Below are 25,665 nucleotides of genomic sequence, written 5' to 3' on the forward strand. Positions count from 1 at the left end.
ATCTCGTCAAAGGTGGGCGCTGCCTCGCTGCCGTAGTACAGCTCTTTCATAGCAGTGTCATGCCGATGAGCTAGTTCCTGGGCGAGGCCTGACTCTGGGTTGAACGCTGCACATCTAGCGAATCCCCCTTAGGAGGCTTCGCATCACCGTTAAAGGCTGCTGACACTTGATAGCAGCTCTTGAGGATCGCTCCAAACTCCTCTTTGTCCTCGAGGAGCTTCCGGACTTCACCTGTTTTGAGAAGCTGGTAGATGTCATAGAACTGACGCCCGATCCGTGGCAACCCATGGATGGGGACTTCATGTGGGGTGGCAAAGTTATTGACTCGAAGAAGCTTCTCTATCAACGTACGGCCAGGGTGCAGGACCAGAAAATCAAAGCTCTGCAGATCGTCCCAAGCGTCGACATCGAAGCCAGCCAATAGCAACTGTCGGCCCATGAGCGAGCTAATCTGGCGCTGGTCGCTAGGGTCGCTTCCTCCAGACTGTCCCATTTCTAGGAGAACACTAGCCGGATCAGCAATACCTTCAGATGGAGCCTCAGAATGGTCAAGAGGTGGTTCTAAATACCCCTTGCGATGGTAGGCGCCCGGTTCCCCTCCGGATTGTGCATCAGTGATCTTTGCGTCAATGAAGGAGCCTGCGTCCGTCATGATCTGTTTCATGGCCCGCCTGGGGGCCCTGGACACACTGTCTGGGTCCACGAGGAGCAGGTCGAGATCTTCAGAGAAGCGCTCTATGATTCGAAGTTTCTCTAGGCTTGTTCCACCTTTGAAGATGACTTCTCCTGGGTGCTCTTTCGAGATTCCGCGCAGTACCTCACAAACCCAATAGTCCTTCTCAACAGCGAGTGGAATTACCCCAAGTTGCTCTGCTGCCGCCAAGATTGTTGCTGCGAACTCCTCGGGCTCAGCTTCGCGCCAAAGATGAGTCACGAGGCAACCAGTTCCTGGGGTCGCGCAACTAGATCGGCCAAGTCAGGCCGATCGGCCGTAGTCAACAACTCGGCTAACCGGGTCTTCACGTCTTCTGGCTCAGTCACTGATGCCGCAGCCAGTCGCTTGGCGTCCAGGGTGCCTGTCCTCAGCAAATGCTGGAGTATCTTCTCTGCGGCTGGCGATGGCTCCTCAACCACATCCTCCCACCGCGACAACACCTCCAGGAGTGCCACTTCACGTGGCCTCAACCCAGCTTTCACTCGACCGGTCCGGCTATTCCTCGACACGAAGTGAAGGGAACCCAGATCAGTCGGCGCCCGCATAGGGACGGCAAAATCCTGCTTCCTAGGGATTTGGGTCGACAACCTCAGTAGGTTTGCTGCAGCAAAGCCAGCGGGGCCAACACCAAGCCCGGGAACCAATTCAGCCACGAGCCTCTCAGGTGGTGGCGGCGACATGCCCAAGGGTGTCCGACGTCCGCGCCAATACAAGCCTCGTCTGACACGACGCAACTCACCTTCATCGACCAGACGCGAGAGCAGATGGTGAGTTGTTGAGCCTTTCAGCAAGAAATCCTTGGGTTGCCAAAACCTTGACGACGAGGACAGGATCCTGTCTTTGGCCTCAGCCGCACCCTTCCGATCGCGTGGAAGAGTTTCGGCACTCACAGAACCCTACCTCCGTGTCTCGATACGAATAACTGCACTAACTGTACAGTATTTCGATACGAGTAACTGCATTACTGGAGATGTCCCTCCCGGTCAAAGTGATACGACATGGCACGACGCTGCACCGCGTCTGGTGTTGATTCTGAGTTGCGTCTTGGGGTAGTTGGGTGTGTGGTGCCCACCGAGGGGGGGTCGGTGGGCACCACGCGGCAAGGAGCACGATTAGTGGCTGGGAAAGCCACCCGCGCTCGACTAGCCGATTGGGCGAGGGTTATTAGAGGAGGGGATCCCCACCTTCGCCCAAGCAGTGAGGTTAGCAGCGTTGAGGTTGTTGCTGCTGGAAAGCCTGTGGACAGCACGGACTGTAGGGCTTAGAAGCTGAGATTTGGCGACACTGAGCCTGAGCGCTTCTGTTGATGTTCATCAGGAAGCGTTTTGAGCGGACGCTTCCTGTACTGGCGTCGCAGAAATATCGTCAGGAGCGGCAAGAGACTCTAGGAGTACCCTGGCTTGTCGGTAGTCGGCACGCCCAGCCGCAGTGCGGGGGTGTGCGCCGTAGACGTTCGTGCCAATGTCCGGCAGTAGGCCTAGTTGTCCCGGTCCTGGGCGTGAGCGCACGCTTAACCGCCGCGGTGCTTTCATCCAAGCTTCTTCGGAAAGCCACCAGCCCCACAACTGCCGCTCGAGGTGGTACGTCTTTGCTCTGACTGCTAGCCGGCCATCGACGCCTAGTTGGCGTGACACCTTGCGGCGCCGGTCTTGTCTTGGGCGACGCCAACCAGCCTTAGACCTCAACACAATGCCCGCCACGACTAACCGGTCAAGCACAAACAAAGCCTGCTCCTTCGTGGCTCCCACCAACCGACAAACCATCCCCAGATCAGTCGTTTCAGTACCCAACCGGGCAAAGACATTCCCAGCAAAAACCCCAAGAGCAGGAGCACAACTGAAGACATCATGGGAGGAAGCGACAGTTCTGGAGGTGAGATCAGTGAGGAGGATGGATCGTTCAGCAGTGCCACTACCAACAGCGGGGCGTGGGTCCACTTGTGACCGATCTGTATCGGTAGCACTGTGGATAACAACTCCGGGCCTGACGCACCACGTTGCACCATGGGGCCCATCAGCTGGTACCACCCGTGTCACCCAACCGTCTGCGGCCAGTGCCCACAACGCCGTACGGGCTGTCTCACGACCGATGCCAGCCAGAAGAGCCAGGCGTCGGATGTCAGCTTCCACGGTGACGTCGAGGGCCTGCAGCGCGAGGATGCTCAGCACATCGAGAACTCGACGATGACCAGGCCCAGCCCCCGTGGCCCAACGCCCCCGGCAGCATCAGCCTTGGCCTGCACCGCCCGAACGTGAGTGGCGATCTCATACGCCCGGATATCGAAGGTGGGGTCCTGACCACCTTCGCGTTGGTTCGTCGCCACATAGGTGACTGCTTTGTCCCATTGGCGTCTCAGCAGCCGCTGAGCGTCTTCGCGACTGCGACGTTTACGTTGGCTACGTTCGCGGTAGGTCCGGATGTGCTCTAGTCCGGGTTTGGTGTCGACGAGGGCTGCGACCTCGGCGTAACGCCACTTCGCCGCGGCCGCGCCCATCAGGACCCGCCATAACACGGCGGACGCATCACCAGAGGCAGCATCCTCATCAAGGGCGGCCGCACTGATCGCTGACAGGTCACGCCGTGGGCCAGGCAAATGCAGCTGGCCATGCTCATCGACAGGGATCGGAGTACGCGCATCCAGTGAATGGGAAGGTTCAACATCGCCCACGAGTAGCGCCAACCTGGCAACGAGGTCTTTGACCTGGGCTCGGGTCCCTGTCGGGTTAGCCAAGGTCGAGGTATCACCACTCAGGACGGTCGAGACCCCACCGGAACGGTGCGGTGACCCCGGCGGGCGCAGGCAGCCAGTAACAGGGTTAGTCAAGGGTGCTATGTCGAGGCTAGGGCACAGGGCACGAGCCAATCGGGCGAGCGTGGCCACCAGGTCTGCTTCGACACCCTCGGTCAGTGCCAGCCACACGTGCCGGCCCCCGAGGGACCCGATTCGCAGATGACCGCTGGTAAGCCAACCTCACTGAGGAACCCGGCCAGGGTCTGGGCATCTCGGGCAGATGCAGGTGCCGATCCCTCAGTTTTGGCGTCGAAGTCGAACCCGATGAGTCGGAACTGGCGGTCCGTATCAGTTAGGTGCACCGCCCACGGGCGCTGCGGGATGTCCCCATCGACGCTGTGATCGGCACCTGGCCGGTACTCATTAAGTACGTGCCCATAGGCGTCAACAGCAGCGATCCGCACCTTTGCCCGCGGGCTCATCGCCGCAGTCAGATGCCAAAAATCGCCATCTCGGGCGTTTTTATCGGCGTTTCCTGCACCGATTTGGCGCCCAGGTGTTAATCTGGGTAGCACAAAGCCTCCTTCCCCAGGGATTCACATCGGGAACCGGGTCGTAACCGGTTTTCTACTTCGACTGAAGGCTCCTGTTGGCGCAGGGGCCTTAGTCATGTCTGGGGCACTGCCCAGATCAAGGTCTATGAGGCGCGGAGGTTCAACTCCTCTTGGCCGGGTATGGGCTGATCCCACCACGTAGGAACACCGTCAGGCCCCAGGTCTAACTGAGCATTGATGAATGCCTGCATGAACTCAGCAAGGCTCACACCACATTCTTCCGCCGAGCGATCAAGTTGTGCCTTGAGCTCGGGGTCAACCTTTGCGTAAATAGGAACAAAGCCCTTTGCCGCGCCCCTGGGGCGGCGGCGATCAATACTCCGGTCAGCAGCCATGTCACTGACACTATCGCTATTGCTATCGCCACCTAGGGAAGTCGCGGGCGTGTCGGAGCCGGATCGCGCTGTGATCATCGCGACGGACCAGACGTCACAGACTTGGAGCGACTCAAACTCATCAATCGTTCGTGGGCGGTCACAGCCGGCTTCTTTGCTCCAGAGGTTTCTGTTGGCGGCGAGGTCGTCGACGTCAACAATCTCGCGGTCGTGCTGTGCGCGTGCTTAGACAAGTCCAACGTTCTCGAACCCTGCGAATCCATCAACACCCTCAACTCACCGGGCATCCGGATCGTTTTGTTGCTTTGAAGGACGTTGGCGACAAGCAGCGACTGCTGAGAGACTAAGCCCTCTCGCTGCATGACCTGCTTAGCACCTTGAGAGAACACAGCTAGATCGGGATCCTGGCCAGCCTGCCGAACCGCGTGGGCAATGCCCACCGAACTAGCCAGATGGCTCTGAACATTCAAGGCTGCTTTGCCCACATCCAGGCGTGAAGCCACGACATCAGGAGTGGCCATCGTTCCATCGTTGTGGGTAATTTCTCGGGTTGCCGCCCTCAACTCCAGAGCCGCAGCCTGGAGAGGCTCCGGTGGTAAAGCGGTGCTGCGGCGCGGACTCATCAGCGACCAATCCCGCGCTTGGCGAGCCCAACCAAGTTGCGAGCCCTCCAAGGCAGGCCTGGCATAGGCCTCGAACTGTAAGCTGTCGCTGTGCCCAGTGACAGCTGAAGCACCCAGCACGACTCGTGCCGTTGATCGCAACGACGCCTCTTGTTGACAGATAAAACTCAAGGTCGCGGCGGAAGGTGAAGAGACAAGAGCCCGGTTGGCTTGAATGTCCCACCCGCTTAAAGCCATCGCTAACCGTTGCGGATCAACTGAAGGTCGGTGCACCCCGGTAAATCTCGTGGCCACCGGCCCTGCAGCCACGTGCCCGCCATAGTCTCAGCGGCAGCCACCCGCTGCTGAACATCAACCAAATGGGCGACGCCATACCCGCTATCCGTGTACTCACGGCCACTATGTGCTTCCTGGTGATCCCTCATGTTGCTCGCCAACGCCACAGTCGTTGCGTGCGCTGACACGTAAAGCGTATGAACAATCTGGGTCCGAGCAGCCTGCGCGTCTGCCTGTTGTGCACGCGAAGGCCGCAGTGGCTGCGGATACTTACTCACCAACTCCGTCGCCCTCGCCAAGTTCTCGGCAATCGACGTCATCTCGTCATCAAAACGAATCCCCTCCCCCGGCGACACTCTTCCCGCTGTCTGCAGCCCTCGCGCAGACTGGGCTAGTTGTCCCAACAAACCATCTTGTTCCTTCACGATGCCACCCCCAGCCTCCTGACGTTGCGGCGCGATCGCCGACCAGAAGTCCGCAGCAGTCTCTACGGACTCACCCCACGTTCGCGCCATAGCTCGCCCGTCGCGATCCGGAGCATCTTCAAGCAGTCTGCGCGCGAGTTGCTCGGCCTCCAACAGAACCTCCCCCACGCTCCGCTCATCACGCGGGCTCATGACCGGTCCCTGAGTGCATCAACCAACCTCACGATCAAGGCAGACATGCCCTCAGGGAACTGACTGATCGACAGCTCCCGCGACACGGACTCAGCACGTTGCAACAGCACCAGAGCTGATACTTCCGACGACTCGACCAGTAACGGTGCGTTGAGCACGAAACCAGCGGGCAAGAGACTAAGGCCCTCATCGCGAAGTATGCGGGCATCCATCGCCAGGTCATCCGCCACCAGGTCGCCCTGTAAGACTGGAGCCTCAACAAGAGCATCCAACGCCTGCTGCAGGGCCTGATCAAACAGTTGGACCATCCGCTCCAGGGCTTGAACGCCTGGAGAAACCTGACTTGTAACCGACATTTCTTCCATCCCGTCTTTCTGGTGCGCACCTCTGCGCACGTGCTGAACCCTCCACTGGAGCCCAGCCCGTCGTGACACATTCACGTCGGCCAGACCTGTGGGGAAACACTCCACGAACGGAAGCCCGTGGGTAAGTACGCCTGTACTTACCCGAGGCCAGAGAACGCGCTCAACAGGGTCACGCGCAGCCAGCGCAATGCCAACACCCCTCCGTTCCCTCAAGGCTTTTCCTGAACCTGACGTACACCACTACATACCGAGCCGCCCACGGGCCAGACATCATGGCTGTGTTCACCGCCTGAACCCCAACAGACTTAGGTCCGATCACCGTGGTGGATACTCATCCAGTAGTGGGCAGACACGTGACAACGACAATTGTCGCGGTACGCCGGTGACTGAACCGCCGCGAGAGGTCAGAAGGGGCTTGGCAGCGATGGGGCACTACGAGACTTGGCTCGACTGGCTATTTTCTCCTCTTTCGTGGCTAGTCCACTGGCTTGAAAGGGAAACAGAGCAGCCTTTAGGCACAGGGCTTGAGGGGTTCCTCACCCTCTTCGCACTGTCCTCTATTGCGGCATTCTTAGGCCTCGCGGTGAGGATGTTCGTGATGTTCCCCGTTCTGTGGCAACTCGACGGCCTGCTCGAATCAATCTTTCGATGGTCCGTTAAGGGGAAAGACCTGGTCGTCATACAGCGTGGCGCTGAACGCTATGTAGCAACCGCATCGGTGATATCTCAACTTCGCAGGCTGACAGGTGTTCGCTATGGTTATCCCGCCGAAACCCGAAAGCGTCCAACGACAAACACCACTCACTCCGTGGGTAAAGCAGCAACACGTTTCGTCCTAGCTGTGCCCAGTAGCGTGATGTCTATCGTTCGCTGGATCATTGTGTGGGTGCGCCAGCCCCTCGGTGCCTACCTGTTCATCGGGTCGGTCTGGCTGGCCCTCAGGCCTGCATCCGACGCTGCGCTGCAGAACGGTCAAGGCGTGATAGCCCAATTGGCTACACCGACGGGTCTAGCCGTCCTAGCCGTCACTGTCGCCGCGGCCGCCTTTGCTCTTGATCACGGTCTGACGCCACGAACTCGAGGACGCAACGACCACCAACGGGAACAGGCCAGGCACGCAGAAGCAGCCCTCAGTAAGATGCGGAACGTGGCTAACTCCCTGCCGGGCGCCATCAACGACGTAGCCAGCGAACTCATCGCCGTGAATCCTGACATCATGAGTAGCGCTGTCGAACACGCGACCGACGGTGACTACACCGTCGATCGCGACAGGGTCATCCAGGTAAAACACCGATTTCGCCAACCGCTCTCCCCCTTCGCGCTGGGTGGGCGCCGTGGGATTGATTGGGAAAAGGATGAGCCATTGCGCAATTACCAAAGCAATTACCAAAGTGGCCGCGTTGTCGGGTTACCGAACAAGCACCCCTGGGATCCATCAGCCACCGTCCGCACATCGTTTCGAGAACTAGGAATAATCCTTCGGGACACAACAGACTTCCACGTTGTGCGTGGTCAGGCCCCCCGACAATCACGGGAACTGCTATGGGACGTAAGGAGACCACCGAGAAACTCAGTGTTCAACAGCACAAAAGAAAACCACATCACACAGTGCATGAGTCGTACCCGCCTTGAACAACGAGGTAAGCGCCTCGTCGACGGCTTCGCTAGATCACATCTAGGGCAAAACCCGAACCCGCAAAACGACTCTGACGAAGACCCCACGGCCCTGAACCTTGAACACCTGCTGAAGCAAGCACTCCATGACTTCGAAGAAGACTTGTGGGAAACCTGCACGATCCTAGCCAGAGTGCGGCGTTTCAACGACGCCATCGACTCCTGGCAGAACCCCCGGAGTTGGCTGCGCAGACTCGGCAAGAGAACTGGTTAACACCTCGCACCCGAAAGCGACGGCCAGTCTCTAGCAGCGGGACTAGCCACAGAAGCACGCCCCGCTGCCCTAACACCAAGATCAAATAGTTCACGGCCAGAGCGGCATTTGTTGCCCATACCGTGCCCGCAGAGAACCAAGATGGTCTGACAACGCTTGTGGGTCATCTTTGGCAAGGTCCCGCAGGTACTGTGCTCGAACTCTGGCGCCTCGCTGGTCGGCAAGTGGTGACCCGATCAGGTTTCGTCGAGCGGCCCACTCGCGCCTGTTCTCTAGATACGAGGAGGCGATGATGTGCCCTTCGCCTACCCGTTGGCACAGAGGGTTGTCGCAGCGGTGCCCCAGAACATCAACCTCGGCTAGAGCGTCGGCACCATGGACGATCGCGTACGCGAAGCGGTGAGCGACGATTACTCGTCGCTCACAGATCCAGAATCTTCCATGACCGCCCCCGCTGATCGCACCGGTCCACCACCAGCATTCGTCTCCGGGGAGAGTGACGATCTTCGCTCCCCACCGTGCACGCACGGCGGGGTCTTTCACGGCCGACGCCACTACCTGACTAGAAGCATGATCCTCACGATGGTGCACACCCATGCTTGGCCTCGATCTTAATCCTGGTTAGCGATCTCAACAGGTTCCGCTGCTGCCTCGACCTGAGCCTCACTTGAGCGGGTGTCCCCTGCGAGAGCACGGAGCCGGCCGGCTTCGCGCAAGCTGATCTCGCCAGACCATAAAGCGGCTTCAGCCAACGACATTCCTTCGCCCTTGGTCATTTGTCGCAGCGCCTCACCCGCACGTCGTTCCCGCAACAACACGGCCTCGTCGCGTTCTGCCAACTCCACACAGACTTGCATACCCAACGCCTGCAACCGCTTCTCACGCGCCGTCCGCTCCTCCAACACCCGCTTCTGCACTTCTCTGGCCGTACGACGAGCTACCTGACGAACAGTCTGATTCGACACCGCACTCTCCTCTCAGCAACCTTCACCACACCTGTCACCTTCTAAGGCCCCGTGCGCCATCGCTCAAGATCACCGCAGCAGATCTGAGTCACCACATCGCCGACCAGAACCTCAACGCCCCCAGATCGAAACACCACGAACCAAGAGACACACACCTCTGGCATTGCCGGAGACCTCAGTGATGTTTCGTGACCCGCGAAGCCACTCGTGCTGGCCTCTTATAGGTATGACCATGACGATCCATCGGCTCACTGCCGGGTCGGGGTATGACTACTTGACTCGGCAGGTGGCTCGTCAGGACGCAACGGAGACGGGCCCTCAGGTTTGGCCGGTTACTACACGGCGAAAGGGGAAACCCCGGGTCAATGGATTGGCTCAGGAGTGGCCGGCATCGAGGGGCTAGACCAGGGCGATGAGGTCACCGCTGAGCAGATGGCCCGGCTGTTTGGGGCTGGCCTGCACCCGCTGGCCCCCAACCAGGGCGACTACCCCGACGGGCAGTTGGCTGGTCTCTCCGCTCAAGATTTGGCTGACGTCGGTCAACTAGGTCGGCCCTACAAGGTGTACAACGCAGCCGAAGACGTCAGCGAGTTCAGGGTCTTAGTCGCTCGTGCCTTTGAGGAGTACAACGAGGCTCGGGGGCTACCGGGTGACTACGCCATTTCGGTCTCAGAAAGGGCGCGGATGCGTACCGAGATCGCAACGATCCTGTTCGTTAACGAGTTCGGCCGCGAGCCTGCCGACGCACGAGAGATCGCCGCCACGATCGCCAAAAACTCACGTCCCCGCACCACAGCCGTCGCTGGCTTCGACCTGACCTTCTCCCCGTGAAATCCGTTTCCACCTGTGGGCCGTGGCCGACCCTGCTGTTTCAGTGCAGATTGAGCGCGCCCACCAAAGCGCCGTCCGGGACGCTCTCGCCTTCGTCGAGAAACATGCTCTGTACACCCGAACTGGGACCAATGGCATCCGACAAGTCGAGGTCAGGGGCCTCGTCGCAGCCTCGTTCACTCACCGTGACTCACGTGCTGGTGACCCAGACCTCCATACCCACGTCGCCGTCGCCAACAAGGTACAGACCTTGGACGGGCGCTGGCTCTCGATTGATAGTCGAGTTCTGCATAAAGCGACCGTGACAGCCTCAGAGACCTACAACACGGCCCTCGAAACACACCTGCGTTCGATGGGCATAGCGTTCACCGAGCGGACCAACACCGACCCACGTAAACGCCCCATCCGAGAAATTGTCGGTGTTGACCCAGACCTCAATAAGGCGTGGTCATCGCGTCGAACCTCTATCGAGGTGCGGCGCAGTGAACTGGCCGTCATTTTCCAAAAGACGCATGGCCGCCCCCCAACACCCATCGAGTCAATTCAGTTAGCGCAGCAAGCAACGCTTCGAGACGAGGGACGCCAAACACGAGCCCCGGTCTCTGGCCGAACAACGGCAAGCCTGGCATGCCCAAGCCGTGGACTCCCTCGGTAGTGACGACGCGCTGAAAAGCATGGTCGCAGAGACACTCAATGGCCACCGAAGCCTCAGTGGTCCCACCAAGGTCACCGCCGAGTGGGTCAATACGACGGCCTTATCCATGGTGAAGCGGGTTCAAGAATCACGCTCAACATGGCAGGTGTGGCACTTGCGAGCAGAAGCCCAACGTCGCGTACGAGGCCTACCCCTGTCACCCACTGAGGTCGAGCACGTCGTGGACCATTTGACCACCGAGGCTCTCACCGCCGCGTCAGTGAAGTTAGCTGCGCCTGAGGAGTCCATGCCCGTTCCCGACGTGCAACGCCGAAGCCGTGATGGCGCCAGCGTGTATAGCGTTGCTGGATCGACGCGATACACGTCCGCGGCCGTCCTACAGGCAGAGGAAAACTTGCGCGTCACTGCAGCACAGGGCGGGGGCAGGTCAGTTTCCTTTGCTGACGTTGATATCGCGCTGCTGGAGTCTGCGGCTAACGGGATTGAACTGAACGCCGGCCAAGTCGCGCTGGTGCGCGGCATGGCAACGTCGGGGGCTCTGCTGCAGTTAGCGATCGCGCCCGCTGGGTCAGGAAAACAACAGCAATGCGCTCCCTTGCTCGGGCTTGGGAAGCCTCGGGGGCCAAGTATTGGGCCTGGCACCCTCAGCCGCAGCCGCAGCGGCCCTGCGCGAACAGACCCAGACCGAGACTGACACTCTCGCGAAACTCACCTGGTCCCTGGAGCACGGGGGCCTGCCGTCCTGGGCACGCGATATAGGTCCAGACACCCTGGTCATCATTGATGAAGCGGGCATGGCCGACACTCTCTCGCTTGATGCTGCCGTCCGATACGTCACTAGCCAAGGTGGGAATGTCCGTCTGATCGGTGACGATCAGCAACTTGCTGCTATCGGGGCCGGTGGAGTTTTGCGCGACATCGTGGCCACCACCGGCGCGCTGCACCTCAGCGAGCTCATGCGGTTTTCTGATCCCGCTGAAGGGTCAGCTTCTCTTGCGTTGCGCGAGGAAAGCCTGAGGCCCTGGGGTTCTACCTCGACAACCAACGCTGCCATGTTGGAGATCTCGCCACCATGACCGACGACGTCTTCGCGGCATGGAGCACGGACCGCAGTCGAGGACTCGACGTGATCATGCTCGCTCCCACTCGTGAACTAGTTGCTGATTTGAACCTCCGGGCGCGCTTGCACCGTCTAGAAGGTGGCGATGAACCCACGCACGTTCAGCCCTTGGCCGGCAGTGATGTTGCCTCTGTGGGGGACCTCATCATCACCAGGAAGAACGACCGCGCATTGCGAACCAGTCCCACCGACTGGGTGAAAAACGGCGACCGGTGGACTGTCCTGGACGTGCCGGGCGACGGCAGCATTCGGGCTCAACACACCCAAAATGGGCGCATCATCAACCTGCCCGCGGATTACGTCGCTACAGCGACCGAACTTGGATACGCCACCACGGTTCACAGCGCACAAGGCGTCTCGGTCGATGCCATGCACGGACTGGCGACCGGTCAAGAAACTCGACAGCAGTTCTACACCATGATGACCCGTGGTCGGTACGCCAACCATGTTTACCTGGAGGTCGTCGGTGATGGCGATCCCCACAACGTGGTGCGGCCAGAAGGTGTTCACCCCTCACCGCCGTCGACGTACTCGAAGGTGTCTTGGCCGAGATGGTGCCCCTGCTTCTGCTTCAACGGTGTTGCGAGACGAAGCGGACCCTGCCCACCTGCTGGGTCCCGCAACTGATCGCTACGTTGACTCTCTCTACGAGGCAGCCGAATCCCTGTGGGCCCCCGACACTCACACCATTGACGCGCTGGCTGACCAAGTCGTGCCAAGAATTACGAGTGCCCCCGCTTGGCCCACGCTGCGTGCACACTTGGCTCTCCTAAACGCCAATGGTGTTGACCCGCTAGGTGCTTTGCGTAGTGCTGCCCATCAACGAGAGCTGGGGTCCGCTGATGATCCCGCAGCCGTACTGGATTGGCGACTCGATGACACCGGCTTGCGCAATGCGGGGCACGGCCCACTGCCCTGGGTGCCTGCCATTCCTGGTGCCCTTCTAACGGATGACACCTGGGGCACCTATCTACAAGCGCGCAATGACCAGGTGGTGCACCTCAGCAGTCAGGTTCGCCAGCGCTCAGAACAGGAGAGGTACCTGAGTGGGCACGTCAAGGTGGTGCTCTACCCAACACAAAAACACTTGCCGATGTTGCTGTGTGGCGAGCGGCACGCAGCGTTGCCAGCGACGATATGCGCCCTACCGGACCGCGCAGCCTCGCTAAAGCCCCTGCTCACCACCAAAGCAACTGCGGCGCCAAGTCAGTGGCAACCGAGCGCCAGCCCTCCAGGAGTGGGGACACTTGCTCTGCAAGCTCTCCCCTCCATCGACAGCGACCCTTCACCTTGGTGTTAGCCGAACGCCTGGCTAACACCTCCCGCTCGGGCATCAACAGCGCATCGCTCCTGCACAATGCTGCAGCGACCGGTCCCTTGCCCGATGATCACGCGGCTGGGGCTTTGTGGTGGCGGCTGAGTTCACGCATGGGCCCACCAGTAGCGAGTGACCCGCTGGAAGGTGGGTCGGGCTGGGCACAGTCCTTCAGCGAGTACCTGGGGGCTGAGCGCGCCGCCACGGCTCAACAGAGCCCCATGTGGGGGGCTTTGGTCACGACGCTGGACCACGCCCACCAACGCGGATGGTCGGTCGAGGACCTTCTGGGAACAGCCCCACCCCACACTCTGGAGTCGATGCGGCCCAGGCCATGGTCTGGAAAATCACGCTGCTCACTGACACGCCGATAGACGACATCGACACAGTCACCCCAGGCATCGACGAGCCGCCTGAAGACCTCTGGGACGGTGAGGACGACGCCCCTAGCCATGCCCCCACAGAGGCGGAATGGAGGGACATGATGGACATGCCCGACCTCAACGACAACGACTTGGCTACTCCACTGCTCGAGCAGCAGCCCGAGCAGGCTGAACACCACGAGGATGTCGAAGCCGCGCTGGCCTGGCAAGCCATCATCCGCGATACCGCCACAGCGTTAGAACCCAGCGACGAAGAGATCGAACGGATGGTCACCCAAGGCCAAGAATGGGAATCCGTCGAGACACCAAACTCTCGGCTGGCCGAAGTCAACGCCCTCGCCTTGTCTTACTACGAAAACCAGTTCACTCAGGGTGGCTGGCCAAGGACGTACCTGCACGAACGGTTCGGGCTCGACGTTGCTGACCACCCTCCGTGCGCCCCGGCTACGCCCCCGCGGGTTGGGACAACCTCGTCAACCACGCCCGGGGCCAAGGCGCCACGGATACCGAACTCCTCGAATCCGGACTAGCCACCATGACGCGACGCGGGACCTTAATCGACCGATTCCGCGATCGTGCCGTGTTCCCGATCATTCACCAAGACCGCATCCTAGGTTTCGTTGGGCGCCGAAACCCGGCCCACACGGACGAGACGCCTCACGCTGGGCCGAAGTACCTCAACACCCCAAGTACCGCCCTCTTCACCAAGGGAAATCAGTTGTATGGTGCCCTCCCCGACCTCTCCCGTGGCGACGCCACACCAGTTCTTGTTGAAGGACCGATGGATGCCCACGCCATCACCCTGGCAACAGCCGGTCGCTATGTGGGTGTCGCTCCACTAGGCACAGCTTTGACCGAATCCCAAGCCTCGCAACTAGCCGCCTACCCACAAGCACCCATCATCGCCACCGACGCGGACCTCGCAGGGCACGTCGCAGCCGAAAAGGACCACTGGCTACTCGCCCAACACGCGATCCTCCCGTCGCGAGCCATCCTTGCCGCGGGCTCAGACCCATCAGACCTTCTCGAACGAGGCGGCCCCGATGCCCTCCTTGACGCCCTGGAAAACCCCGTTGCCTCTTCACAAGTACTGCTGCGTGAACGACTCGACAACATGCCGGCCGAAACAGGACTCGCAAGCGCAGCCACCGTCGCGGCAAGCGGTGACCCCACACTATGGGGAGAAGCTGCGGTGGCCATGGCCACGCGCTTCGAAGTCTCTGATACCCAAGCCAGAACAGCCCTCCTGGCCGCAGTTAAGGAGTGGAACACCGACCCACGACAGGTCGTCAGAGACCAAATCAGTTGCTCCCCAGATTTACGTCAGCGCCTCGAAGCCCAAGCGGACCTACCTCCAGAGCAACGGTGGGCAGGAACCGCCACCCGCATCGACGCTCGACTCACCTCGGCCGCGGACTGGCCAGCACTGGCAAACCTCATCAACCAACTACATCAAGAGGGGCATGACGTTCCACGCCTCTTAGACGATTCCATCGCCGATAACCCGCACTTGGGTCACACACCGGCCCGGGAGATGCGCTACCGACTGGCGGCCCAGGCTTCTCGCACGTATCAGCCCTGCGGGAACCCACCACGAAGAGGAATCCCAACGGACCTGTCACCGAGGTTCAGCCATGACCGCCTCACACCGCCCAAGGACATTGGCTCAGGACCCACCCGGTAGTAGTCACTGGGTTGGTCAACCTCCGTTTGGAGTTCAACGCAAGGGAGTTCACCTGCCTTACCGACCTAGACGCACCTCATCGATGGCCTACTGTGACAGGAATCACTACCGCCGAACCTGTATGGCGCGCTCTAACTCCACGTAAGGCTTGTGAGATCAAACAATTCTGAGCCCCAGGTCGGCAAGCACCGAACGCGACACCGTAGAGCACGCGTCTTCGAGAAAGTCGGATTCGGCCTTGTCTGAATCGGAAGATTCCTGCTGAGACATCAGGGGGATGAGGTGATCAATCGGATCCTCGACTTCCTGATCTAGATAGATGCGCGGCACATGGGTGGCTGTTCTACGCGCGGTCACCCAGGTGAGCAAGCCCACCTGCTGAACGAACAACAGCAACGTTTGTCACCGTGTCATGGAACTATCGGAGTCATGACCATCGAGTTGCCGACCGACCTCGTCGCGCACGGCGAGATATTCACTAAACGCTGGGTTGTCGAAGCAATCCTCGATCTCGTCGGCTACACCGTGGACACGGACCTATCTGGGATGGTCCTCGTCGAGCCATCCGTTGGCGACGGTGCTTTCCTCGGCCCGACTGTCGACCGGCTGTCAGCGTCGGCGCTGGAACACGGAGTTGCTTTTGCCAGCCTGAGTGGTGTGATTCGCGGCTATGACCTGCAAGCGAAGCACGTTCAGTCCTCCCAAACGGTGGTGCGCGACAGGTTAGTCGCCAACGGGGCCGACCTGCAGACGGCAGCGACACTCGCCACCACGTGGATATCTCAAGCAGACTTTCTCCTCGACGATGTCGATACCCCTGCAAATTTCGTGGTGGGGAACCCGCCCTACATCCGCTCGGATGATCTTGCCCGCGATTTGGGGACGGCATACCGAGACCGCTGGGCGACGATGCGTGGCCGGGCCGATGTCTACGTGGGATTTTTCGAGCGTGCTCTAGGGATGCTGAAACCAGACGGCAAGCTGGGCTATATCTGCGCAGACCGGTGGATGCGCAACGCATACGGCGCGAACCTGCGGGACTTCATCACCACCAATTACGCTGTCGAATCGCTCTGGCAGATGCATGATGTCGATGCTTTCGCCACCGAGGTCTCCGCCTACCCCGCCATCACTATCCTAGGGAACCACCCGCAAAGTGAAGTCGCGGTGCTCGATGCCACAGCAACTTTCACCGAACTTGGTGCAAGAGAAGCGACCCATTTTGTTCGTTCCACTGACAACGAGGCATCCGGCGTGGGATGGAGTGGCGCAAGGCTGGATTCCTGGTTCAGCGGCACTGGGTTCTGGCCAACAGGAACCCCCGAACGGTTGCTCCTCCTGGAATTTCTCCAGGAGAACTTCCCCAAGCTAGAAGAGACTGGCGGCACAACGAAAATTGGGATCGGCGTCGCCACCGGGGCAGATAAGGCCTACGTTGTCGCCCCAACAGCAGATGTGGAACCAGACCGACTCCTACCACTAGTGATGGCTGACGACATCCGATCTGGGCAGCTGCAGACGCCTCAAAAAGTACTGATCAACCCATGGAATGAGCAAGGCAACCTAGTCGATCTCAGTGCATACCCCCGGTTGAAGCTTGCCCTTGCCAGCCACCCCAACGTGGTCAACCGGTACGTGGCCAAGAAGAAACCTGCGGCCTGGTACCGGACCATCGACAAGGTGTCACCGGGGCTTGCCCACCGACCGAAACTGCTCTTTCAGGACATGAAGGCTCAAATCACACCCGTGTTCGAGCCGGGTGGCTATTACCCCCACCACAACCTTTACTACATCGTGTCGACGGAATGGGACCTCGAAGTCCTGGGTGGTTTGATGCTGTCAAGAATCGCCCAAGCATTCATCGAGGCATACGGAGTGAGGATGAGAGGTGGGACGCTCCGTTTCCAATCTCAGTATTTGCGCAAGATCCGCGTACCGGCACCACAGGACATACCCGAGGCGGTGGCTAACCGGCTGCGTGATGCGCATCGCGCGTCCGACCGGGACGCGGCCACCCGCGCAGCGGAAGAGGCTTACGGACTACCAGTCGGTGTGCTCTGAGTGGAGCTTCTTCTACCCTGACCAGCACAGCATTTCCCGTGCCAACAGGCACGCCACGAGAAGGGCGACAGATGGCAACGCATGAACGATGGAATGAGGCTGTCCGCGCCTTCTGGACTGGCCGAGATCTGCAAACGCAAAGACAGATCGAATCCGGCAAAGTCGATGCAGGTAACCGCGGGGCCGTCACTGGAGGTCAGCATCTGAAGCCCCTAGAGCAAGCAACAGCTGCCCTATTTTCCAACGACCCCGACATTGGTTCAGAGCTCGTCGTGTTACATGGAAAGAAAAATACTCTGCCAGGATACTACCGACGCTCAAAAGACTGGGACCTGGTCGTTCTCTACCGTGGCGCCCTAGTCGCAGCTATCGAATTCAAATCCCAACAGGGGTCATTCGGCAACAACTTCAACAACCGAACAGAAGAGTCCATCGGGAACTCCATCGATATTTGGCGCGGCCATGAAGAGGAAATGTTCGGTCCAGTCCGACCTTGGCTAGGTTTCGTTATGGTTCTAGAGAAGACAAATGCTTCCACCCGAACCATGAAGAATGGGGCGACCCTCTTTCCCGCAGACCCCGCGTTCAACGACACCGGATACCTCGACAGATACCGCATCCTGTTTCAACGACTTGTCCGAGAAGGCAAGTACGACGCCGCCGTAGTGGCCGCGACCGAGATCGGACAAGGGTATTCGATGAGCCCAAGCCCGATCTCTCCTTTGCCAACCTAGAGGCCGCCATCGCCGGACGACTCACCTACATGAAGATCCTGCCTGACAATTTCTTCCGCGATAGCGAATCCACGTAGAACTCCCTTCAGCCTGGCCAAGCACGCCGTCCGCTCAGCCATCTCCTGGCCCTGGGCACGGGCTTCATCGGCCAGGATCCGATGCCCGAACTCCGGGTCATCGCGGTGGGCATCAAACAACGTGTTCGCTCGATACGCCCACACCAACTCAGCCTCTGTCACCGGGTGAGCCAACCACCGGTAATGCGGTTGGCGGGCGATGCCAAGAACCCGACACGTCACCGTCACAGGAATCCCGTCAACGGCTAACTCACGGACGAGCGGGTAGATCATTTCCCCGGCAGATTAGCCTGTGACAGGTAGGCCGCCGCTCGGCGCAGCACTTCGTTCTCTTGCTCCAGCAACCGGTTACGGCGCTTCAACCCGCCATCTCCTTGCCACCCCCAACGGGCGCAGGGTGGCGTCTTCGGCTTGCTGCAATCACCGCGACAGCACTGATTTTGCGATCCCGGAATCAGCAGCGATCTGACCCAACGACACACCAGGGTCACGCGACAACGCGACCTTCACAACATCGTCACGAAACTCTTTCGGATACGGCTTCGACGTAGTGACATCCTTTCACCCAGCGACCTCACGATCACTGGAACAGTTGTCACCAATCCGTGCAGCAGACCATGCCTGCACCGCAGCGAGGATGCTCCGATTGCTTTGGCGGTAGTGAACTCGTGCGTGCCGACGCCTTCGATAGCACGCCAAGCCAGCGGACACCCTCCCCCAACGCGCCACACAGCAAGCTGCACATTGCAGGAGTCCGTCCGTCGAGAGCACCGAACCTGGGCAGGTGTGCTGCGACGAGGCGGGCTGTCTTCTGCGCATCTTGACACTCTTTGATCAGGATACTTGTTTAAGGAATAGCCGAGCTGTGACGATTTGACGTGTGGAAGTACGTCTTGGCCAGCGAGACGAAGCCGGTGTCGCACACATGGCTGTCGTTATGGTCGCGCTGAGGGTAGAAGGGACGCTGCCATCGAAATACGTTAGGTAGTGGCACTTACTGGGACGAATGCTGAGCGATCTAAAGCGGGTCCGAGGTGTCGCACCAAGGTGCGTGCTTATTTCGTGAGCATAGTTCTTTCGCTGGTCGCACACCCGTACGGGAGTATGTTCAAGCGAAGACGCCTAGACGCTCCAGGTCTTCGTGGATGAGACCGGCGGACCTGGCTAACCCAGTGTCCTCGGACAGCAATGAAGATGTAGGTTGCGCACCGTAGATGGTGGCAATCATGGTGGCAGCAAGTCCGGTCAATGTCTGTGCGGCGACAGGGAATGCGGGGTGCTGAACCAGAGTGGCCGACTTAGCTCTGATACGTTCCAGATGGACATTATTATCCAGCGCCCCGTCTGTGCCGTCACACTCTTCAGCCTCTGAGTGTGGTGGGTGCAAGAGACAAGAATTTTCTCGAGTCCAACCGATAATCGCCTGCGCATGAAAATAGGGATGAGCTGGCGGGCCCTCCGAATTGTTGTTCTTGTTAAGTTCTACCTCCGCAGTCTCGAACCTCCAACCCTCGCTGTGAACGCTCGCATCATTTTTTCGTTCGCCCAGGAAAGCCACTCTGAAGGCGGCTGAGCTTACGTGGTCTGAGACCATCTCGCCCAGTGAGAGCGTGGCCACCGGCACGACGTCTGGTTTGATTCTTGGTAAGGGATTACCAACGAGCCATCCGTGATCCCACAGGCGCAAAGGCAACTTTTGCTTCGGCATCGTGAGGTCTAGGTCGCTCTCGGAGATGGGGCGGAAGTCGTCGACAAGTGCCTGGAGCATCGAACTGTCGAACTGTCGGGAGGACCGACCCACCCATAGGCTAAGTACCCGCCACATCAACCTCAAGTCTTCAGGCCCTAGGGGGTGCTGGTCCGTCAACGCATCAGCCGTGTCGGCGGCGAATAGGTCACGCCGTTAACTTTAGATACGTATCGGCGTGCCTGGCTGCCCTCGACGTTGCTCAAAAAGCCACGAGCGCTATCCATCGGGACGAACAAAGATGTGTCTTCGCAGAAGACCGGGTCGCTGGGTTGCACTCGTTCACCCGCGGGTCTAGGCGGAACTTGACGCACGTTCCAAACATTACGCCCCAAGAGTTGTGAAGCCGACCGGTTAAACGCTTCAGGGAGGACCGGAGGTTCATCGGGTGCCCAGCGACCGACCACCCTGTTCCACGCATCGATTTCCTGCCGATCACCATTCAGCAACCAGGGGTTGCGCTGTTGCAGGTGCGGGAGATCTATGAGGACGTTCTGTGCGGGTACGACTACGCGTTCTAACCACCGGCGCACGCCGCACACAGCCACGCGAAGCCGTGTCGCGTCTGGAGCCACTTCCTTCGGACGCAAACCAAGACCAAATCCCGGAGACAACGCGACGTCCTCGAACGTCATGTTTGCAAGCTCCTGGCCTTCGACCATGTCGAGAGACTCGATCTGGCCTAGGAGCCAGTCTTCTTGCAAGTGTTCCAGCCCAAGTGCGGCGCAAACGGGGTGACTGAGATCCCACGTGTCGACAGCTTCGGCGATACGAGCGGGAAGGTTGCAGAGATCGGGCCAAGACCAGGGCCGATATCCGGTCGTTTTGGCCGGGTCCCAAAGACCTGGGTTATCGAACTCGTCGTCAGTTATGTACGCATCGGCGACATACGTATTGGTCTTGGTGAGGGTCAAGTCGAAAGTGCTGCGTTTAGCTGCCTGGTTGACGACCACGATTGCCCCTACTTGGCTATAGGCGCGAGCGAGGTGGGCTACTTCGACTCCGAGTTGTGACGCGAGGTGGGTGACGACCAACGGGTCGATAGGTTGGCTGTCTGCTACGTCTCTGTACGGAGGAGGTCGGAATCCAGGACGAGGATGTCAGCGCGATCGAGAACGCCGGCTTCATCGTTGTCATCTACCGGTGTCTGAGACTCTGAGGCAACCATCCGTGCTTTCAGGTCCCGCACGGCCTTGGCGAAAGCCACAGAATTGAGAGGTGCGACATCGGCTTCAGGTAACTGATTCGACACTCGATCCGACCAGTCAACTGCGCGCTCATCATCGTCGTCACATATAACTACCCTGAATGCTGCTTCCATCTCAAACCTTCCATGTGATTGTGGCCGCGGTGGCCCAACCCAGATCGGGTGTCTCGAATGCGACTACACATCTGAGTTCATCGGTAATCATCCTGACGATGGTCAATCCCAGACCGCTTCCGCCCAGACCGAGCGCCTCGGCCTTCTCGGAGGATTCGGCTGCGCGTTCGAACGGCAGAAACAACTCTTCGGCGATCTCCAAGTTCATGCCGCTCCCGTTGTCTTGGAAACGAATCCACCCCTTACTGGGCCCGGCGCCCCCGTCGATCGTTACCCGCCCGGGATGTACCTCCGCTGTTGCCCGGAAAGCATTGGTCAGCAGGTTCTGGAAGATGGCTGACCAAGCCGCAAACGAGCCCGGCGGCAACATCAATTCTGTCGGTAGGTTATCGCTATCTACGGTCGTGCCTCGTCCAATGACCGACATCGTCTGCACAACTTGGTCCACGACACTCGCGGCTCGGTAAGACTGGATCCCCGTCCGGCTCTCTTCGTGCGTGAGTGGACTGAATAGTTCACTGATCCGGTCGGAGCGCTCGGTCCAACGGGACAGACTGGCTGCCTGCTCCAAGAGAGTCTTGCGAAGGTCCTCAGGGTATTGCGTGCGAGAACCCCCAGTTTGCGAGCGACAGCTTCGATGCCCCTGCGCTGTTTGGATACCTCATGCTCGTAGGCCAGCGACGTCATCCCTGCCGTAGCCAGGGCACCGAGAAGCGATGCGTAGGCCTTCGCTTCTTTTCGCTGAGCTGTGACCTCATCGGCGACAGAGGCCAGGGAATCTTTGAGTGTCTGGTAGTCGCTGCTCGGCAACGTATCGCGCAGCGAATCCACCACGTCGCTGGCGCTGCGAATAGTGTCCGAATTGTCCGGGCGTAACCCGCCCCGCCTCCTTACCTGACCACGCGCCTTGTTCTTTGCCCTGGTCAGGGCGTACAAGTCAAGAGCCAGCCGGGTCGATCTGGTCAGTTGGTCCAGCGCGAGGCTGTCCCGAAGGCGGTCTCGCGTGATCTGGATAGAAAGGGCGTCACCGGGTTGCCTTCCGCTCCATCGGCCGCTGCCTGTTCGACAGAAGTAGAGATATTGACCGCGCCGAACACGCGTTTGTTCGACGGCAGGTCCTGCATCGCATTGCGAACCTGTAGTTCTTCGGGCAGCAATTCGCTTCGTGACAGACGCCGTGCGTGATCGAGTTCCAGGCGCAGCCAGTCTTGTTCCGGGCCGTAGTAGGGCATACGAAAACCGTTGTCGTAGATGTGGATACCCCCAAAGTGACTGAGGTATCTGCGCGCTACGTTGACTTTAATCCCGCGTGGTTGACGATGTCGCAGGTCGAAGACGCGGATCTCGAAATCGAATGCCGTGATTTGGCAATCCGGAATGTCTACGACGAACTTCTCTCTGGCAGCCCCAGAAAGGGCAACATCGATGACGAGAATACGCGTCACGGCACTCTTATCTTGCGGGAGGGGAGCTTCGTTCGGCTGATCCTCAGACGGCTCAATCTGGCCGGATTGCAGTTTGCCGTCCTCATCCGAAGGCGGTTCACGCTCTGGCAGCCCGAACGTCTGGGAACCGCTGGGGACGGCCTCCCCGAGCGGGAGGAGCCTGCCGACGATCTTGGCGGAAGCGATGTCCATAAGCGCTTCCATCTGGTCGTCGAAAGATGCCTGGACGGACGGGAACGGGGTTTTCAAAGTGATCGTGAAGCGGTCTTTGTCGTCGGTGGGAGTCGCGAACGGAGGTTGTAAAGCCCAGATTTCTCTTGCCAACAACTCGAATGACTCGGCTGTCCATGGGTTCGTGAGATGGGTCAACTCGATGAGGGTCCCGTGAGTCGAACCTGCCGCAAACTCCGACTGTGGTGTCTTGACGTCGACTTCGACGTCAACTTGGGTCAGTTCTTTGTGCTTCAAGGCTTCGGGCCAAGAGATCCCGGCGACGACCTCTGGGGCGAGAGTTAGTGGTGTTTCATTCGCCAGAGAAGGGGGGGTAAGAGTCCTACGGTGTGGAGGTCGAGGCGCTCTGCAAGAAGTTGCACGGCTAACCGGCCGACCCCTTTGGATCCCGTCAACGGACGCAAGAGGGCGGGGCTGAGTTTCTGGTCGTTCTTTATCGTTGTCCCTATTCTCATCCACCGCTCGGTGAAGTCGTTCTCGGTCATCCCGTGTCCGTCGTCGGCTATCGCGATCCGGTCCCCCTCGAAGGTCAGCTCGACATGTCGGGCGTCGGCGTCGTAGGAGTTCTTGATCAGTTCAGCCAAAGCTATGTGAGGACGTCCCACCAGCCGCTCGCCGAGTTCACGCAGAAGGCGGGCATCGACGGTGAACAATCGAGTGCCCATGTCGCCTTCTTCCTTGAATTTAGAACGCTGGCTAACCAGGTATTGTCTGCCAAGTCTTGGTCGTGGTGACCACTACATCCACACCCGACCCACTCTAGGGCGATACTGCGGTCGATCTCGAGTACTGTCGCTCACATGTCCGAACGCCGTGCCCAGTCTGTCGCAACTTTGCGTGTTGTGTCGGTCTTTAGTGGGATCGCGGGGCTCGACTCCGGGCTGGAATTGGCGGGACATGTGGTCGTGGACATGTGCGAGTCCTGGGAACCGGCGCGACGGGTCCTTGCTGCCCATTACCCCGATGTTGAGATCGCCACCGACATTGAGGCCTACCTCCGGCCCTTGAGTACGAGGTTCTCGCAGCAGGCTTCCCGTGCACAGACCTGTCGCACGCAGGGGGAAGGCTGGGATCTTCGGCGAGAAATCCGGTCTGGTCGAGCACGTCTTCCGGATCGTGCGCGAGACCGAGCCCCAGTGGGTGCTGCTCGAGAACGTACCCAACCTGCTCGCCCTGCACGCCGGGGCCGGGATGCGCCACGTCATCGAACAACTCGACGACCTCGGATACCGATGGGCCTACCGTACGGTCGACTCACGCTTCACCGGTGTCCCGCAACGCCGCCCAAGAGTCATCATCCTCGCTTCCCGCGACCACGACCCATCGACGGTCCTGCTCGGTCAAGATGCGGGACCGAGGGCAGAAGATCCGCATCCTGATCAGCCTCGGGGTTTTTATTGGACCGAAGGACGCAACGGACTCGGGTTGGTCGCTGGTGCCATCCCCACGCTGAAGGGGGATCAACCTTGGGGTTGCCCTCTGCGCCTGCCGTCTGGTTCCCAGCCCGTGAACTCGGGCGACGCATGGTCTTGCCGGGAATCGAAGACGGCGAAGCTCTCCAGGACTGCCCCGGGGTGGACCGCGCCCGCCGTAGTCGAAGGTGAACGAGACTTACGCTGGAAACTGGTCGGCAACGCCGTCACGGTCGGCGTCGGCCAGTGGTTGGGCGAACGCTTGGCCCATTCAGACTCGCTGGTATCGATCGCGCCGCCGGCCAGCGACGTCGTGATCCGTCGGGACCGGCGGTGGCCCAGCCGGGTGGGGATCAGCGGTTGGCGCGTACGCATCGACAGCCTCGCAATGGCCACAGCAGGCACCGATGACCGCACTCGAAGACATCGTCAAGACCCCAACCGGATTGTCGCACCGGGCCACCACAGGGTTCTTGTCCCGCGTCGACGAGTGCTGCCGCGACCTACCGGCGCAATTCCGCCGCGACCTCGAGCAGCACCAACGAAACACGCGACCACCCTGGAGGCCGCTTCGTGGGCCAGCAGCGACGCTTCGAAGCGACGCATGCAGACGCAACGACAAAAGACACCAAACCAGAAGTGGCTATCCGCCGACTGCTGCACCGCAGCGGCCTGCGCTTCCGGTTGCAAGTCCGGCCCGATCCCCTAATGCGTCAAAGGATCGACATTGCCTTCATGACCGAAAAGGTCGCGGTCGACATCCGCGGATGCTTCTGGCACCGGTGCGCAACACACGGGACCAAACCCAAAGCCAACGCCGACCGGTGGGCCGACAAACTGGACCGCAATGTCGCACGCGACCAACACACCGTCCAAAGACTGACCGAACTGGGCTGGGACGTCATCGTGGTCTGGGAGCACGAAGACCCAAAAGAGGCGAGCGAACGTATCCGCAACGCGATCCTGGCTCGTCGCGCAGGGCTGAAGGCAACCACCACCGAGCGGGCAGTGCCGTGATTTACAGCGCGACGACTCACCTCGCCCGTGCGGAGCCTGCCCGAGCGAACCTCGGGGCCGTTTTCACGAAGCGTTGGGTCGTGGAATTCATCCTCGACCTCGCGGGGTACGACCCAGCCAACGACCTGACCTCGCGCACGGTGATAGAGCCGGCAGTGGGCCAGGGTGCGTTCTTGGTGCCGGTGGTCGACCGCCTCCTGCGGTGCGCGAGAGCCCACGGCGTCGACATCGCAGCAACCGAAACCGCGATCTCTGGATTCGACATTGATCCCGAATCGGTCGAAGCCGCACGAAGCAACGTGACCGAGACTTTGCTGTCCGGTGGGGTCGACAGGGCCACCGCGACCCGACTGGCGCAGGCCTGGGTGCGCGAAGCGGACTCCTTGAAGGTGGCACCAGATCCCCCGCCTTCTGGATCCTCGGAAACCCTCCTATGTACGCGTCGAAGCATCGACCGCGACGACATGGCCAGCTACCGGTCCACCTGAGTTGCTCAATGCCAA

General features: G+C 59.9%; 30 protein-coding genes. 14 read left to right on the top strand and 16 right to left on the bottom strand.

The genetic code is table 11. The annotated features are described in order from the left end of the window. Positions 1-70 precede the first annotated feature (70 nt). From L0A91_RS16655 to L0A91_RS16695, 9 genes are all read right to left on the bottom strand, one after another. Positions 71-934 carry a nucleotidyl transferase AbiEii/AbiGii toxin family protein gene (locus L0A91_RS16655; RefSeq protein ID WP_235246868.1) on the bottom strand — a complete coding sequence of 288 codons (864 nt, stop codon included), beginning with the start codon at positions 932-934 and terminating at the stop codon, positions 71-73. Further along, entirely contained in the window at positions 931-1,368 is a 438-nt protein-coding gene (locus L0A91_RS16660) for a hypothetical protein (RefSeq protein WP_235246708.1), read from the bottom strand. The genes L0A91_RS16655 and L0A91_RS16660 overlap by 4 nt, the downstream gene beginning before the upstream one ends. Before the next feature lie 660 nt (positions 1,369-2,028). Further along, on the bottom strand, positions 2,029-2,463 hold the full coding sequence (locus tag L0A91_RS16665) for a hypothetical protein (RefSeq protein ID WP_235246709.1): 435 nt from the start codon (positions 2,461-2,463) through the stop codon (positions 2,029-2,031). Between the two features lie 413 nt (positions 2,464-2,876). Next, complete coding sequence (locus L0A91_RS16670; protein WP_235246710.1) at positions 2,877-3,635, bottom strand: hypothetical protein; 759 nt, start codon at positions 3,633-3,635, stop codon at positions 2,877-2,879. Beyond that, positions 3,620-3,928 carry a hypothetical protein gene (locus L0A91_RS16675; protein ID WP_235246711.1) on the bottom strand — a complete coding sequence of 103 codons (309 nt, stop codon included), beginning with the start codon at positions 3,926-3,928 and terminating at the stop codon, positions 3,620-3,622. The genes L0A91_RS16670 and L0A91_RS16675 overlap by 16 nt, the downstream gene beginning before the upstream one ends. Positions 3,929-4,143: 215 nt before the next feature. Next, on the bottom strand, positions 4,144-4,473 hold the full coding sequence (locus L0A91_RS16680; protein WP_235246712.1) for a hypothetical protein: 330 nt from the start codon (positions 4,471-4,473) through the stop codon (positions 4,144-4,146). Beyond that, positions 4,470-5,327, bottom strand: a complete 858-nt coding sequence (locus L0A91_RS16685) for a hypothetical protein (protein WP_235246713.1) — start codon at positions 5,325-5,327, stop codon at positions 4,470-4,472. Before L0A91_RS16685 ends, L0A91_RS16680 begins: the two co-directional genes overlap by 4 nt. Then, entirely contained in the window at positions 5,258-5,911 is a 654-nt protein-coding gene (locus L0A91_RS16690; protein WP_235246715.1) for a hypothetical protein, read from the bottom strand. The genes L0A91_RS16685 and L0A91_RS16690 overlap by 70 nt, the downstream gene beginning before the upstream one ends. Further along, positions 5,908-6,267, bottom strand: a complete 360-nt coding sequence (locus tag L0A91_RS16695) for a hypothetical protein (RefSeq protein WP_235246716.1) — start codon at positions 6,265-6,267, stop codon at positions 5,908-5,910. Before L0A91_RS16695 ends, L0A91_RS16690 begins: the two co-directional genes overlap by 4 nt. An 865-nt stretch (positions 6,268-7,132) precedes the next feature. Here L0A91_RS16695 and L0A91_RS16700 point away from each other — a divergent pair. After that, complete coding sequence (locus L0A91_RS16700; RefSeq protein WP_235246717.1) at positions 7,133-8,164, top strand: hypothetical protein; 1,032 nt, start codon at positions 7,133-7,135, stop codon at positions 8,162-8,164. Between the two features lie 611 nt (positions 8,165-8,775). On the opposite strand, the gene L0A91_RS16705 is transcribed toward L0A91_RS16700, so the two are convergent. Then, a complete protein-coding gene (locus L0A91_RS16705) occupies positions 8,776-9,129 on the bottom strand; it encodes a hypothetical protein (protein ID WP_235246718.1) in 354 nt (117 codons plus the stop codon). Positions 9,130-9,510: 381 nt separating this feature from the next. Between L0A91_RS16705 and L0A91_RS17835 the strand changes: the two genes are divergently transcribed. The 8 genes from L0A91_RS17835 to L0A91_RS16740 all read left to right on the top strand — a co-directional run bounded on the left by L0A91_RS17835 (position 9,511) and on the right by L0A91_RS16740 (position 15,117). Next, entirely contained in the window at positions 9,511-9,960 is a 450-nt protein-coding gene (locus L0A91_RS17835; RefSeq protein WP_397333885.1) for a hypothetical protein, read from the top strand. A 22-nt stretch (positions 9,961-9,982) separates the two neighbouring features. Next, complete coding sequence (gene mobF / locus L0A91_RS17840; RefSeq protein ID WP_260115343.1) at positions 9,983-10,615, top strand: MobF family relaxase; 633 nt, start codon at positions 9,983-9,985, stop codon at positions 10,613-10,615. Between the two features lie 19 nt (positions 10,616-10,634). Next, entirely contained in the window at positions 10,635-11,309 is a 675-nt protein-coding gene (locus tag L0A91_RS16715; RefSeq protein WP_235246719.1) for a hypothetical protein, read from the top strand. Next, positions 11,245-11,691: an AAA family ATPase gene (locus L0A91_RS16720; protein ID WP_235246720.1), complete on the top strand. Its 447-nt coding sequence runs from the start codon at positions 11,245-11,247 to the stop codon at positions 11,689-11,691. The genes L0A91_RS16715 and L0A91_RS16720 overlap by 65 nt, the downstream gene beginning before the upstream one ends. Beyond that, positions 11,688-12,362, top strand: a complete 675-nt coding sequence (locus L0A91_RS16725) for a hypothetical protein (RefSeq protein WP_235246721.1) — start codon at positions 11,688-11,690, stop codon at positions 12,360-12,362. Before L0A91_RS16720 ends, L0A91_RS16725 begins: the two co-directional genes overlap by 4 nt. Next, positions 12,313-13,035 carry a hypothetical protein gene (locus tag L0A91_RS16730; protein ID WP_235246723.1) on the top strand — a complete coding sequence of 241 codons (723 nt, stop codon included), beginning with the start codon at positions 12,313-12,315 and terminating at the stop codon, positions 13,033-13,035. The genes L0A91_RS16725 and L0A91_RS16730 overlap by 50 nt, the downstream gene beginning before the upstream one ends. A gap of 349 nt (positions 13,036-13,384) precedes the next feature. Beyond that, a complete protein-coding gene (locus L0A91_RS16735; RefSeq protein WP_235246726.1) occupies positions 13,385-13,963 on the top strand; it encodes a hypothetical protein in 579 nt (192 codons plus the stop codon). Then, the gene (locus L0A91_RS16740) at positions 13,867-15,117 is read left to right on the top strand and encodes a toprim domain-containing protein (protein ID WP_235246728.1); all 1,251 of its coding nucleotides are present in this window, start codon (positions 13,867-13,869) and stop codon (positions 15,115-15,117) included. Before L0A91_RS16735 ends, L0A91_RS16740 begins: the two co-directional genes overlap by 97 nt. A 156-nt stretch (positions 15,118-15,273) precedes the next feature. On the opposite strand, the gene L0A91_RS16745 is transcribed toward L0A91_RS16740, so the two are convergent. Further along, complete coding sequence (locus L0A91_RS16745) at positions 15,274-15,513, bottom strand: hypothetical protein (RefSeq protein WP_235246731.1); 240 nt, start codon at positions 15,511-15,513, stop codon at positions 15,274-15,276. A 33-nt stretch (positions 15,514-15,546) separates the two neighbouring features. Between L0A91_RS16745 and L0A91_RS16750 the strand changes: the two genes are divergently transcribed. Continuing rightward, on the top strand, positions 15,547-17,178 hold the full coding sequence (locus tag L0A91_RS16750) for an Eco57I restriction-modification methylase domain-containing protein (RefSeq protein ID WP_235246733.1): 1,632 nt from the start codon (positions 15,547-15,549) through the stop codon (positions 17,176-17,178). Between the two features lie 71 nt (positions 17,179-17,249). Continuing rightward, positions 17,250-17,912 carry a PaeR7I family type II restriction endonuclease gene (locus L0A91_RS16755; RefSeq protein WP_235246734.1) on the top strand — a complete coding sequence of 221 codons (663 nt, stop codon included), beginning with the start codon at positions 17,250-17,252 and terminating at the stop codon, positions 17,910-17,912. Here the strand turns inward: L0A91_RS16755 and L0A91_RS16760 are convergent. The 5 genes from L0A91_RS16760 to L0A91_RS16780 form a co-directional block, all read right to left on the bottom strand. Continuing rightward, positions 17,909-18,262: a hypothetical protein gene (locus tag L0A91_RS16760; RefSeq protein WP_235246735.1), complete on the bottom strand. Its 354-nt coding sequence runs from the start codon at positions 18,260-18,262 to the stop codon at positions 17,909-17,911. The genes L0A91_RS16755 and L0A91_RS16760 overlap by 4 nt on opposite strands. Positions 18,263-19,852: 1,590 nt before the next feature. Further along, the gene (locus L0A91_RS16765; RefSeq protein ID WP_235246736.1) at positions 19,853-20,770 is read right to left on the bottom strand and encodes a hypothetical protein; all 918 of its coding nucleotides are present in this window, start codon (positions 20,768-20,770) and stop codon (positions 19,853-19,855) included. A 288-nt stretch (positions 20,771-21,058) separates the two neighbouring features. Next, positions 21,059-21,484, bottom strand: coding sequence for an ATP-binding protein (locus tag L0A91_RS16770; RefSeq protein WP_235246737.1), 426 nt, complete (start codon positions 21,482-21,484; stop codon positions 21,059-21,061). 535 nt (positions 21,485-22,019) lie between these two features. Next, the gene (locus tag L0A91_RS16775) at positions 22,020-22,970 is read right to left on the bottom strand and encodes a hypothetical protein (protein WP_235246738.1); all 951 of its coding nucleotides are present in this window, start codon (positions 22,968-22,970) and stop codon (positions 22,020-22,022) included. A gap of 44 nt (positions 22,971-23,014) precedes the next feature. Next, positions 23,015-23,398, bottom strand: coding sequence for an ATP-binding protein (locus L0A91_RS16780; RefSeq protein ID WP_235246740.1), 384 nt, complete (start codon positions 23,396-23,398; stop codon positions 23,015-23,017). A 370-nt stretch (positions 23,399-23,768) separates the two neighbouring features. Between L0A91_RS16780 and L0A91_RS16785 the strand changes: the two genes are divergently transcribed. The 3 genes from L0A91_RS16785 (at position 23,769) to L0A91_RS16795 (ending at position 25,650) form a co-directional block, all read left to right on the top strand. Continuing rightward, positions 23,769-24,854, top strand: a complete 1,086-nt coding sequence (locus tag L0A91_RS16785) for a DNA cytosine methyltransferase (RefSeq protein WP_260115344.1) — start codon at positions 23,769-23,771, stop codon at positions 24,852-24,854. Next, a complete protein-coding gene (locus tag L0A91_RS16790; protein WP_235246744.1) occupies positions 24,785-25,162 on the top strand; it encodes a very short patch repair endonuclease in 378 nt (125 codons plus the stop codon). Before L0A91_RS16785 ends, L0A91_RS16790 begins: the two co-directional genes overlap by 70 nt. Before the next feature lie 80 nt (positions 25,163-25,242). Continuing rightward, positions 25,243-25,650, top strand: a complete 408-nt coding sequence (locus L0A91_RS16795) for a hypothetical protein (protein WP_235246745.1) — start codon at positions 25,243-25,245, stop codon at positions 25,648-25,650. Positions 25,651-25,665 lie beyond the last annotated feature (15 nt).

It is taken from the genome of Ornithinimicrobium sp. INDO-MA30-4, assembly GCF_021535045.1.
Lineage (GTDB): Bacteria > Actinomycetota > Actinomycetes > Actinomycetales > Dermatophilaceae > Ornithinicoccus.